General features: G+C 61.6%; 7 protein-coding genes. 2 read left to right on the forward strand and 5 right to left on the reverse strand.

Annotated elements, in window-relative coordinates:
• The first annotated feature begins 48 nt into the window (after nucleotides 1-48).
• Nucleotides 49-1,983 carry a methyl-accepting chemotaxis protein gene (locus tag IP76_RS22350; protein ID WP_054160450.1) on the forward strand — a complete coding sequence of 645 codons (1,935 nt, stop codon included), beginning with the start codon at nucleotides 49-51 and terminating at the stop codon, nucleotides 1,981-1,983.
• 73 nt (nucleotides 1,984-2,056) lie between these two features.
• Here the strand turns inward: IP76_RS22350 and IP76_RS22355 are convergent, their stop codons facing one another.
• The 4 genes from IP76_RS22355 to IP76_RS23670 form a co-directional block, all read right to left on the reverse strand.
• Nucleotides 2,057-3,550, reverse strand: coding sequence for a flippase (locus tag IP76_RS22355; RefSeq protein WP_054160451.1), 1,494 nt, complete (start codon nucleotides 3,548-3,550; stop codon nucleotides 2,057-2,059).
• Between the two features lie 167 nt (nucleotides 3,551-3,717).
• Nucleotides 3,718-6,072, reverse strand: a complete 2,355-nt coding sequence (locus IP76_RS22360; RefSeq protein ID WP_054160452.1) for a PAS domain-containing sensor histidine kinase — start codon at nucleotides 6,070-6,072, stop codon at nucleotides 3,718-3,720.
• 260 nt (nucleotides 6,073-6,332) lie between these two features.
• Nucleotides 6,333-8,981 carry an aminopeptidase N gene (gene pepN, locus IP76_RS22365; RefSeq protein ID WP_054160453.1) on the reverse strand — a complete coding sequence of 883 codons (2,649 nt, stop codon included), beginning with the start codon at nucleotides 8,979-8,981 and terminating at the stop codon, nucleotides 6,333-6,335.
• A gap of 248 nt (nucleotides 8,982-9,229) precedes the next feature.
• Nucleotides 9,230-10,339 (reverse strand): methyl-accepting chemotaxis protein, encoded by a 1,110-nt coding sequence (locus tag IP76_RS23670; RefSeq protein WP_054160454.1) that lies wholly within the window; start codon nucleotides 10,337-10,339, stop codon nucleotides 9,230-9,232.
• A gap of 280 nt (nucleotides 10,340-10,619) precedes the next feature.
• On the opposite strand from IP76_RS23670, the gene IP76_RS22375 reads away from it, so the two are divergent.
• A complete protein-coding gene (locus IP76_RS22375) occupies nucleotides 10,620-11,558 on the forward strand; it encodes a DMT family transporter (protein WP_054160455.1) in 939 nt (312 codons plus the stop codon).
• Nucleotides 11,559-11,568: 10 nt separating this feature from the next.
• Here the strand turns inward: IP76_RS22375 and IP76_RS22380 are convergent, their stop codons facing one another.
• A complete protein-coding gene (locus IP76_RS22380; RefSeq protein ID WP_054160456.1) occupies nucleotides 11,569-12,813 on the reverse strand; it encodes an MFS transporter in 1,245 nt (414 codons plus the stop codon).
• Nucleotides 12,814-12,872 lie beyond the last annotated feature (59 nt).

The raw sequence follows: 12,872 nt of genomic DNA on the forward strand, positions 1-12,872 counted from the left end.
CACGGAGATGCGCGGGCAAGGCCGCGCTGGGATAGGGTGACTTGGGACATGAAAAACATACCGATCGTCGGCAAGTTTATTGCCATAATGGCTGTCTTTGGCGTCTTCGCCCTCGGCGTTGCGTTCTATGCCGGCAGCAGAATCCAGTCGGTCGATAGGGCTTACAGCGGCCTTTTGACCCAGGAATCGCGCGCTGCCTTCAGTCTCGCCCGCTCAAACCGCGCGATGCAGAGCATGCGCGCCGCCCTTGGCGACATTCTGATGTCAAGCGAACAGGCTCAGATCGATGCGGCCAACAAGGAGTTCGTGACGGCAAAGGAGAGCTTCATCAAATTCATCGACACCGCCGCCGAGGCGATGCCGTCGGAGACCGAAATTCCTGCTTTGAAAACCAGTGTGCTCCAGGTGGCCGATGTGGCCTGCGCGAACACTGTCGCTGCCGCACGAGCCGCCACTGAAACGGAAGCCGTCCTTGCCAGCCAGCGAATCTTTCTGACGGAATGCCAACCCGAATTCGTCAAGGTCGCACCCCAGTTCACCGCATTGGTGACAAAAATGACGGAGAAGGCTGATACCGCAAGCTCGGCGCTCACGGATGAATCGAATGCGACCGCGCGCAATACCCTGGTGGGCGTAGTTGCCGGCATCGTGCTCGTGCTCGGCGTCGGCTTTGTCGCGATTCGCGGCTGGTTGGTCCGCCCGATCCGTGCACTGTCGGATACGATGGACGTGCTGGCCGGGGGAGATCTCTCTGTCGACATCGCGGGCACCGAACGCCGGGATGAAGTCGGGTTGATGGCCCGCTCTGTCCAGATTTTCAAGGATAATGGCTTGAGGGCGCGCGAACAGCAAAACGAGGCCGAGGCTGCGCGTCTGCAGACCGAGGCGGTGCGGGTTCGCCAGGAAGAGACCGATCGTCAGCGCGTCATCGAGATGGCGCAAGCGACGGAGGGTCTCGCCGAAGGCCTGCAGCGTCTCTCCGATGGCGATCTGAGCTATCAGCTATCCAAGCCCTTCGCGGCAGACTTCGAAAATCTGCGGGCCGATTTCAATACGGCCGTGGACAAGCTGCGCGGTACGCTCGGCGCTGTCTCCCAGTCGATCGGCGCCATCGATGGCGGATCGCGTGAACTCAGCCAGAGTGCGACAGACCTCTCCAAGCGAACCGAACAACAGGCCGCTTCGCTGGAAGAGACAGCCGCAGCATTGGACCAGATCACCACCAATGTTCAGAACTCGTCCAAGCGCACGGAAGACGCTCGCAGCATGGCCATGAAGGCAACGGAATCGGCGAAGAAATCCGGTGAAGTCGTGGCCAATGCGGTCGACGCCATGCAGCGGATTGAAAGCTCGTCCAGCCAGATTTCCAACATCATCGGCGTGATCGACGAAATCGCCTTCCAGACCAACCTGCTGGCGCTGAATGCCGGTGTTGAAGCGGCCCGCGCCGGTGAAGCCGGCAAGGGCTTTGCGGTCGTTGCCCAGGAAGTGCGCGAACTCGCCCAGCGCTCGGCCCAGGCGGCAAAAGAGATCAAGGAACTGATCGGCAAATCCGCTCAGGAAGTGGATAGCGGCGTCCGGCTCGTCACGGCAACCGGTGACTCGCTGAAGATCATCGGAGACCATGTGATCGCCATCAACGGCCAGCTCGACGCGATTGCAACGTCGGCCCGCGAGCAGTCCGTCGCTCTCTCCGAGGTCAATACGGCGGTCAACCAGATGGACCAGACCACGCAGCAGAATGCCGCGATGGTCGAAGAGGCAACCGCAGCGTCCGCCTCGCTCGCGTCGGAAGCGGACCGGCTGCGCCAGTTGATCGGACAGTTCCAGATTGGCAGTGGCAGCCCGGCGACCACCCGTCAGCCGGTCGTGGCCGCTGCCGAACATCAGCCAGTCGCCTCTCCGGCCCGCCGGATGATCAAGAAGGTCGCAGGCGCACTGGGCATGACGGCCGCAAAAGCCGACAGCTGGGAAGAGTTCTGATCTCGCCCACGCACGATGGAAATGGATGCGGCCACCCCAATCGGGGTGGCCGTTTTGCTTGTGGGTGACGATGTCAGGCGGTGCGTCGCGACGCGAGATATTTCATCGGCTTTTGCGCAATGCCGAGGAGGAGATCGAAGGTGGCGCGGTCCTGGAAGAACAGGATGACGGCGATCAGCGGCCAGACCAGGCAGGTGGACACCAGCATCAGCACCCAGTGCGTGCCGTAAAGAGCATGCAGCAGGGTTGCAGCAGCCAGCATGGCAGCCGGAACAGTGAGTTTCAGGAAGACGCGCCCGAGAATGCGGCTCAGCGCCAGCTGGCCGCCGAAATCGACCATGGTGCGCAGGATGGCAGCCGTGGCTGCGCCGACAAGGCCGAACTCCTTGGTCAGGATGATGAGGACGACGGCAAAGGGGATGAGCAGGCCGAGATGCAGCTTGGCGATCAGGTCCGGCCGGTGCTGGCTGTGCAGCAGGAAATAGGGGGCAAAGATCAGCGCGTTGAACCAGATCGACGAGACCAGCAGGCTGGCCGGCAGGCTCGCCTTGTCGGTAAAGACATCGCCGAGCCAGAGCGTCAGAAGCGGGTCCATGAGCAGGATCGTCGAGGCACAGACGCCGCCATAGAGGAGGGCGGTGACGATGAGCACGCGGGCGCTGAGCGCAGACGCGTCGTCGGCTTCGGAACTGGCCAGCCGCGGGAAGATGGCGCGGGAAATCGCACCGGGCAGGATCTGGCTGCGGGTGATCAGGTTAAGCGGCACCGAATAATAGGTGACGGTGGCGACGCCGAAGAACCGGCCGATCATCAGCTGGTCGAGCGAGCCGAGAATGGGCGACAGGATCGAGGAGATCGTCACCCAGCCGCCATAGGACAGAAGCTTGCGGGCGCGCAGGGGATCGAAATCGGTGATCCGGATCGGGCCTTCCAGCCAGCGGATCGCGATCATGATCGCGACCATCAGGATGACGCGGGCAATCACCGCGCCGGGAATGACAGTTCCAAGATCGGGTGAGATGAAGATCGCAAAGGCGAGCGGCAGGATCTGCGCGAAGATCGTGCCGGAGACTTGAAGGACATTGGCAAGCTTGAAGGCCTCGCGGGCTTCCAGCGTATCGATGCCAGCGCCGTTGAGGATCACCAGCGGTAGAAGGAGCGCGATCCACGGCATGGCCGTCTTGATCTCGCCTTCAAGCTCTACCGGCACTTCAACGACGCTGCCGACAATGTAGGAACTGAGAAGATAGAGCAGGAAGGCGCCGAAGAAGGTCATCGTCGCATTGATGGAAAAGGATGTGACGATGACGCGGGCGCGTTCGCGTTTATCCGCAAGGTCAATGCCGGCCAGCGCCTTGATCGTGGCGGGGGCAAGGCCGAGCTCCAGAAAGCTCAGATAGGTGATCATCACCCAGATCAGCGAAATCACGCCGTAACGGGCATCGCCGACATGGTGGATATAAAGCGGGACGGTGAGGATCAGCACGGGGATCGGCGCGACGGCACCGATCAGGTTGACCAGAAAATTGATGTAGAGCCGATTGCGTGGCTTGGCGTCCGTCGCCATCAGGGGTCCTGCTCTGTCGCGCGGCAAATCGGGCCGCCTGTCTTGTCTCAATCGTCTTGGCGCAATCCGGTTACGGAACTCTGATCGCCAGGCGCCAACCGTGCCGCAGGGTTAGCGACCGGTGAAGACCGGCGACCTGCGGCACCCCATGGCGTGATGTTCTCGGATCATGCTCTCCGGCGGACGGTCTGGAAGACCATGGCGTCGGGGATGAGGAGGGAAACGACCGTTCCCTTGCCCTCGCAGGAGCGGATCTGCAGCGAGCCGCCATGCAGCGCCACCAGCGAGCGGGAGATGGCAAGCCCAAGACCCGATCCGCCCTTCGACTTGGCATACTGGCTCTGCACCTGCTCGAAGGGATTGCCGATCTTGCCGAGTGCATTCTTCGGGATGCCGATGCCGGTATCGGCAATGGTCAGCCGGACGGCATCGCCGACCTTGTGTGCCCGAAGCGCGATGCGCCCGCCGTCATTGGTGAATTTTACCGCGTTCGACAGAAGGTTGAGCATGATCTGCTTGATCGCACGCCGGTCAGCCGCCAGCTGCAGGCCAGGCGCCACGCGCTGCTCGACCGTGATGTTCTTTTCCACGGCGGGAATGGCTGTCAGGCGCATGCTTTCCTCGATCAACATGGACAGATCGATGGTCTCGCAACGGATCTTCATCTGGCCCGCTTCGATCTTCGACATGTCGAGGATGTCGTTGATGACGTTCAGGAGATGCTTACCGCTCTCGTGAATGTCCTTGGCATATTCCTCGTATTTCGGCGAGCCGACCGGGCCGAACATGCGGGCAAGCAGGATTTCCGAGAAGCCGAGAATGGCATTGAGCGGTGTGCGCAGCTCATGGCTCATATTGGCAAGGAATTCCGACTTCGCCTTGTTGGCGGCCTCGGCACGCTGCTTTTCGGCCAGATACTTCTCGTTGGCATCGGAGAGTTCGGTCTTCTGGCGCTCGAGGATCTTCTGCGAGGCAGAGAGGTCGCCGATGGTGGCCATCAGCCTGCGTTCCTGATCGCGCAGCCGTTCCTGGTGACGCTTGAGAAGCGTGATGTCGGTGCCGACAGAGACGAGGCCGCCGTCACGGGTGCGGCGCTCATTGATCTGCAGCCAGCATTCATCGGCAAGCTGGACTTCCGAGGTGCGCGAATTGGTGCCGTCATCGGCATTGGCAATGCGCCGCTGGATGATCGGCTTGGCTGCTGCCGCCAAGACGACGGAGCGTTCGGTACCCGGAACCAGCACGTCGTCCGGGAAGCCATAGACCTTCTGGAAATGGCCGTTCCAGGTAACGAGCTTGTCGTTCTTGTCCCAGAGCACGAAGGCTTCCGACGTGCAGTCGATGGCATCGGCCAGCCGCTGGTCGGCTTCCGCATAGCGCTGGGCGAGGCGATGCTGCTCGGTCACGTCCATGGCAATGCCGATCACATGCGAGCCGCCCGTTGCTGTCGAGATGATCTGGGCACGGGCACGCATCCAGACATAGTGGCCCTGGACATGGCGCATGCGGAACAGCTGGTCGATATGGCGCGAGCGGCCGCGATTGAGGGTGCGGGCCAGTGAAAACAGGTTGCCGTCATCGGGATGCATGAGCCGGGCTGCTTCGGCAAAGCTCAAGGGTTCGGAGGAGGGATTGAGGCCGAGCATCTCATACATCGACCGCGACCAGATCAGTTGCCGGCTGACGAGGTCAAAATCCCACAAGCCGCAGCGACCACGGGTCAGCGCGGTTTCGACGCGCAGATTGGACTCGAGGAAGATGTCGTCCGCCTCGCGCGCCCGCTTCACCTGGTAGAAATAGGCGTAGAGGATGACGAGCAGGATGAGGGAGACGCCGGTAAAGAGGGTGACATTGAGCGAAAGCTCGCGGCGCCAGAATTCATCGACGTCATGGAGCGAATGCGCAACGAGGATGAGCGCGCCATCCGTGCCGACGCTGCTGATGACAGCGTAATGCGGGCTGCCGCCGAAATTCGTCTCGACGGCGGTCTTGTCGCCGGCATTGGGGATGGTCAGCATTTGCGGCAGAATGGCCGACAGCATCAGACCGACCTGGGCCTCGGCGCCCGGCGAGGAGGCAAAGACGCGGCCGCTGCCATCAACGAGCAGCACGAAGACGCCCGCATCGGCAATCTCGCGCGGCAGATGCGCCGACAAGGCCTGCTGGGCGCCGGCCCGGTCGCGGTTGGCAAAGAGATCGGCCCGGCCGGACAGAGACGCGTCGGCGGTTGCCGCAATCAGCGCGGTCTGGAGCCGGACGGCGCCTTCCATGCGATTATACTCAGCAACAATGCCGGCGGTGCGGGCCATGGCGACCACGCCGAGAAAGGCGAGAATGAGAACCGGGATCAGCCGGCGCAGCACGGTTTCGACAAGGCTTGGCTGCCGCGTGCTGCTCTCGTGCTTCGGCCGATGCGGCGCCCCCGCCAGTCGCCGCCTCAGATTCTCAAAATGCGTACCCACATCCCAAAAATTGATGCGCAACCGCTCATCGGCTGCGGTAACCCGCCGCGCGTTCAACATCTTCCCGCCTCTGTCCTCGTGTGATTCGACGCGCCGCTCGCGCGAATCTGACCCCAAGGAATCATGGTGGATTCTTCTTGTCCAGACGGGCAGGGTAAAGAAAGTCTTAAGCCCTTAATCGGAATCCGCTTTTTTTGCGGTGCACAGGGCAAGCGGCTGAAACTGATGTAAAATCAGCATGCGCGAAAGCAGCGAAAGGGCCGTTGACACGCGAAAGGCGCCGCTTTTGGCGGCGCCTTGCAGAACGTGCGGAGAGGGGCTCAGCCCTTGAGAATGCGGTCGACGATGTCGCGGACGTCGGCCGAGAGTGTATCGCTGCGCTCGATCGTCATCAGCGCTTCCCGGGCCTTGGCCGCGCGGGCCGGTTCCAGCAGGCCAAAGGACCGAAGCGCGGTCAGAAGGCGGGCTGCAAGCTGCGGATTGCGCGGATCGATCGCGAGGATCTGCTCGGCGAAGAAGCTATAGGCAGCGCCGTCCTTGCGGTTGAAGCCCGTCGCATTGCCAAAGGCGAGGCTGCCCACCAGCGAGCGCACCCGGTTCGGATTGCCAGCGTCGAAATGCGGGCTCTCCATCAGGGCGCGAACGCGGTCGAGTGCACCGGCGCCGGGGATGGTCGCCTGGATGGCGAACCACTTGTCGATGACGAGCGGGTTCTCGCGGAACCGCTGTTCGAAGGCGGAAAGTGCCGCTGCCGTTTCGGAGGCCTCGGGGAACCGATGGGCAAGCACGCTGAGCGCCTGGGCAAGGTCCGTCATATTGTCGGCCTTGGCAAAGGCCTCCGCCGCACGCGCCGGGGAGGCTTCTGCGATCGACAGGAAGGTCAGGGCGGCGTTCTTCAGGGCGCGGCGACCGGCACTGGTCGCATCCGGCGAAAAGGCGCCGGCTGTCGCGTGGGTGGTGGTGAGCGTTGCAAAGACCGAGGCACCCGCCTTGGCGACGGCCGCAAGCACGGCTTCCCGGCCGGCATGGATGGCATCGGGATCATTGTCGCTGCCGAGTTCGCGGGCGATGTCGGACTCGCTCGGCAATGCAAGGGCCTGGGCGCGGAAGGCTGGCTCCAGGGCCTCGTCTGCGGCAACCGCAACGAGGATGTCGATGAGGGCCGGGTCGACGGTGATCGCCGTACCCGCCTGTGCCGCGCGTGCGGCAGAGGTCAGTACCGGCAGCGCCACATCGGTGATGGCCTGCCAGCGGGCAAAATGGTCGCTGTCATGGCGGGCGATATGGGCGAGGTCCGCACTGCTCTGGTCAAAATGCAGGGTGATCGGCGCAGAGAAGCCACGATTGAGCGACACGACCGGACGGGCGCCGATGCCGGAGAAGGTGAAGGTCTGGGCGCGTTCGGTCAGATGCAGAACATCGGCCGTGATCTTGCCGCCTTCGACGGAGGATGGCGTGAGTTCGGCACCATTCTCGCCGAGAAGCGCAAACCGCAGCGGAATGTGCATCGGCTCTTTCGTCGCCTGACCGGGCGTTGCCGGAACCATCTGCTCGAGCGAGAGAGTCAGCGTCTTGGCTGTCGCGTCATAGGCCGAGGAGACGGTGACCTGCGGCGTGCCGGCCTGGTGATACCAGAGCGAAAACTGCTTGAGGTCGGTGCCGGTGGCATCCTCGAAGCACTTGACGAAATCCTCGACCGTCGAGGCATCACCGTCGTGGCGTTCGAAATAGAGATCCATGCCCTTCTTGAAGCCGTCGCGCCCGAGAACGGTCGCGATCATCCGGGTCACTTCCGAGCCCTTCTCATAGACGGTCGTCGTGTAGAAGTTGTTGATCTCGCGATACTTGGTCGGGCGGACCGGATGAGCGAGGGGGCCTGCATCTTCCGGGAACTGCTCGGAGCGCAGGTGGCGCACTTCAGCGATCCGCTTGACCGGGCGCGAGCGCATATCGGCCGAGAATTCGTGGTCGCGATAAACCGTCAAACCTTCCTTCAGGCAGAGCTGGAACCAGTCGCGGCAGGTGATGCGGTTGCCGGTCCAGTTATGGAAATACTCATGGGCGATGATCGCCTCGATATTCGCATAATCCTGGTCGGTGGCGGTTTCGGGGTCAGCCAGAACATACTTGTCGTTGAAGACGTTTAGGCCCTTGTTCTCCATGGCCCCCATGTTGAAGTTGGAGACCGCGACGATCATGAAGATATCGAGATCGTATTCGCGACCGAAAACCTCTTCATCCCACTTCATCGAACGCTTCAATGCGTCCATGGCATAGGCCGCACGGGCCTCCTTGCCATGCTCGACATAGATCTTCAGCGTGACTTCCCGCTCCGACATGGTGACGAAGGTGTCTTCGACCACGCCGAGATCGCCCGCGACCAGTGCAAAGAGATAGGACGGCTTCGGATGCGGGTCGAACCAAGCGGCAAAATGCTTGTCCGGGCCAAAGCCGGCACCACCCAGGAAATTGCCGTTGGACAAGAGCAGCGGGTTGGCGGCCTTATCGGCAATGATGTTGATCGTGTAGACGGCAAGCACATCCGGCCGGTCGGGGAAATAGGTGATGCGGCGAAAGCCCTCGGCCTCGCACTGCGTGCAGTAAATGCCGTTGGAGCGATAAAGCCCCATCAACTGCGTATTGGCCTCCGGATTGATCATCGTGACAACGGTGATCTCGAAGGGCGCCGATTCCGGCAGGTCGCGGATGGTGAGGCTCTCGGGCAGGGCCGTATAGCGCGCCGGGTCCATCTCGATCTGGTCGAACAGCAGGCTGGTCATGGTGAGGTCGTCACCATCCAGGACAAGCGGAGCCTTCGGATCGACGCCTTCGCGGCGATGGAAGATCAGGCGCGCTTCCACCTTGGTTTCCGTCGGGTCCAGTTCGAAGGTCAGATCAACCCGTTCCAGAACGAAGTCAGTGGGGCGGTAGTCTGCCAGATGAACGATCCGGCCCGTGTCTGTGCGCATTGTATGTCCTGGTCGCTTCAAGGTGGGCCGCAGTGATGCAGTCTGAGCGAGACTGCCCCGGACCGGGCCAAAATCCAGGCGATCATTGCAGCAATTCCTGAACGATTGTTAAAACACAACCGAATTTGCCGATGAGCTTTTCGAAATAATCCGTGGTTTCGTGGTCGCAGATGCGTCATTGGTGCCCTGCCCAAGAATAGTCACGCGTTCAACTTCGCCCGATCGGACGCAAATCTATCCAGCCGCTTCTATTTCAGCTTCAGCTGAGCGCGGATCGTCTCGTCACGCTCCGCCTGCTGGATGATCACACCGGACCAGCCCAGGCCATCGTAATCCTCGTAGCCGAGCGTTTTGGCAAAGGCGACGATTGCGCCGCTCTTGTCATAATAGCTGCCGCGCGGTTCGCTCTTCGGGTTCTGCAGGGGGAAGTGGGTGTAGACCCGCTCCGGGCGATTGGACGCGATCACCATATTGCTGCCGTCCAGCAGCAGGACTTCGGTTTTTTCGGCCACCTGCGGCGGCAGATTGGCTTCCTTTTCGACGATGGCCTGGCCCTGGGCCTGCCAGTCGAAATAGACGCCGAGCGTGCCGACCATCGCGCCATCCGACTTTCCGCCGGCCCGGATGCCCGTGGCATAGACCAGCACGTCGCGATCGTCATGCAAGGGGCTGCGCTTGACGGTGTCGACGATGTAGTCATCTCCGCTCCGGCAACTGCGGGCCGCCTGGAACCAGGGATCGGATGCCAGCGAGAGTTCCTTGATCCGGCGCTGGTAATGGGGATTGGCCGAAGCGACGACACGGCCGGTCATATCCGTCACGACAAGGTCGAGATAGACGGTGTAGAAGCGGTTGATCACGGCAAGCCGGCTGGCCAGATGGCTGGACATGTCTGCCGAGGGCGTTTCCAGCGCCGACCAAAGCGCAGTGTCGGTTGCCCACCAGCGGACGTCGGCCGTGCGCTCGAACAGATTGCGGACGATGAATTGCACCAGCGTCTGGGCCAGATCTGTGAGCCTTGCGCCTTCCATCTCGGTGACCAGGGCATCCGCCATGCTGCGGCTGAGCCCGATACGGCCGAGCACATCCTGCTGGAAACGGTCGGAGATATCGGCGGCCAACTGGGCGAGGCGCTGCACCTCGTTGGCGACGACGGCAAATCCCTTACCCGCTTCTCCGGCCCTGGCCGCCTCGATCAGGGCATTGATGGCCAGAAGCCTGATCTGTCGGACGACCTGGGTATTGTCTGCGCTGAAGACCTCCAGATCAGTTCCGATGCTTTCGGTGACGATCCGCATCGATCTCGGCGTTGCCGGGATGTCCGCCTTTGAAGCGATCTGCAATTGGGTCTGGGTCATATCGTCCCCGTCTTGAAAGCATTTGATGAAATTGGCGGCACGTTGGTCGTTTGGCTAAATTTTTCGCAAAATACGACTGAGGCATTGAAGGGCTGGTTAACGGCAGATGGCCAGAAAACCAGGTTTCTCCGTGCATTTCTGGGTGCATTCGGTTTCATCTCGACTTGTCTGATGACCGGTGAAGTGCAACGGTTCGTCAGGTCAACCGCTGCTGGTTCAAGTGAGTCTGTGCGTTTGCCGCTTCGCCTCTTTTGAATTCCTGACAAGCAGTTGTCCTTTTATGGCTTTTCCCGATCAGAACCCGCTTCGCGGCATCCTGCTCAAGGTGTCGTCCATCTTCTTCTTCGTGGGGATGTCGACCTGCATCAAACTCGCCGGCGCGGGTATCCCGCCTGGGCAGATCACCTTTCTCCGCTCGGCCTTCGCCATTCTCCCGGTTGTCGCCTATCTCGCCTGGCGCGGTGAGCTGCGGCAGGCAATCCAGACGAACAATCCCCTCGGCCACGTCAAGCGCGGTCTGATTGGTGTCATGTCCATGGGCGCTGGCTTTTATGGGCTGGTGCAGCTGCCGCTGCCGGATGCGATTGCCATTGGCTATGCCATGCCGCTGATCGCCGTCGTCTTCGCTGCCGTTTTCCTGAAGGAGACCGTCAGGCTCTACCGCTGGACCGCCGTCGTCATCGGCCTTGTCGGGGTTCTGATCATCTCCGTGCCAAAACTCAGTCTCCTGGGATCCGAGGGGCTTGGATCGCAGGCAGCCGTGGGTGCCATTGCGGTGCTTGTTTCAGCCACGCTGGGGGCGGGTGCCATGCTGCAGGTCCGCCAGCTGGTGCAGGAGGAAAAAACGCCGACCATTGTGCTGTTTTTCTCGGTCCTGGCCGCGCTTCTTTCAACATTGACCTGGTTTTTCGGCTGGGTCACGCTGAGCAATGAGGCGCTGATGCTGCTGGTTCTGGCCGGCTTCTTCGGCGGTGTCGGTCAGATCCTGCTCACCGAGAGCTATCGCTTCGCCGATGTCTCGACCATTGCGCCCTTCGAATACTGCTCGATCATCATCGGCTCATGCGTTGGCTACTGGCTGTTTTCCGAAGTGCCGACGTCGACCACCTTGATCGGCGCTGCCATCGTGGTGTCGGCGGGCATCTTCATCATTTTCCGCGAGCACCAACTTGGCCTTGAGCGCCGCGCCGCGCGCAAGGCTTCAGGGCCGCCGACCTAATCCGAATGGTTCAGTCGTTTTCGCCAGACGCGTCATGCAGAGGCGAAGCGGCATCCGCCCCTTGCATCGAGGGCATGACAGCCTGGAAGTCTGTCTTGTCGGCCATGTTGATATCGCTTCGACGGCGCGTCATGCGCCATGCCGCATAACCGGCATAGAGGGCAAAGGCTGTGCCGAGGAACCAGATCAGACCATTCGGGCCGAAGGCCTGCATGAGAGAGCCCGCCATGATCGGGCCGGTGACGGTCCCAAGGCCATAAAGGATCATGATTGCGCTCGACAGCGTGACATATTCATGCGGCTCGGCGAGATCGTTGGCATGGGCGACATTGAGCGAATAGACAGGATAGAGCACGGCGCCGACGAAGAAGCCGGCAATGTAGATCGCGGTCGGCTGGTCGCTGTCGAAAGACATCATCGCAAGGCAGGCGCAGACACCGAAAAGACCGGCGCCAATCATGACCTTACGGCGGTCCATGCGATCGGAGAGCCTGCCGATCGGAACCTGCGAGATGGCACCACCGGCCAGGAAGGCGGCGAGCAGCGTCGCACCTTGCGCCGTATTCATGCCGATGTTCTGGGAGTAAACGCCGCCGAGACTGCCCCAGGTGCCGGACAGGGCGCCCGAAAGCAGCGAGCCGAAAAACGCGATCGGCGAGCGGCGCAGCAGCCGCTTGAGATCAAAGCGCGCCTCGGCGATCGGGGAGGGCGACTGCGCCGTCGACAGAGCGACGGGCAGCAAGGCCACAGAGAAGATCAGCGCGCAGATGATGAAGAGCTCCGGCCCGTTCACGTCGCCGAGCGGCACGATATACTGGCCGCCGATCGAGCCGACGAGGCAGGTGACCATGTAGACGGAAAACAGGGCGCCCCGATTTTCGTTTGTCACCCGCTCGTTCAGCCAGCTCTCGATCAGGAGATAGGCACCGGCGATGGCAAAGCCGGAAAGGCCGCGGAAAATCATCCAGGCCCACCATTCGACCACAAGCGAGCACAGCAGGATCGACACCGTGAGCAAGGTGACGAGTGCGCCGAAGACCCGCACATGACCAACGCGGCGCACGAAGATCGGCGTGACAATGCAGGACAGGGTGAAGCCGAAGGTATAGCCCGTGGCGATCACCGAGATGATCAGGGTCGACCAGCCTTCCGCCAGCGAGCGGATCGGCAGCATGTAGCCCATCAGCCCGAAGCCCGCCATCATCAGCAGTGTGGAGAGCATCAGGGTTGCGATGGATGCGAGGCTGGATATCATGCTGTCTCCTCAGGCGGCTTGCCGGAGTTTGCCCGGAAAAACGTCGTCATCAAGGGTTG

The sequence above is a fragment of the Rhizobium sp. AAP43 genome (genome assembly GCF_001296045.1).
Classification (GTDB): Bacteria; Pseudomonadota; Alphaproteobacteria; order Rhizobiales; family Rhizobiaceae; genus Allorhizobium.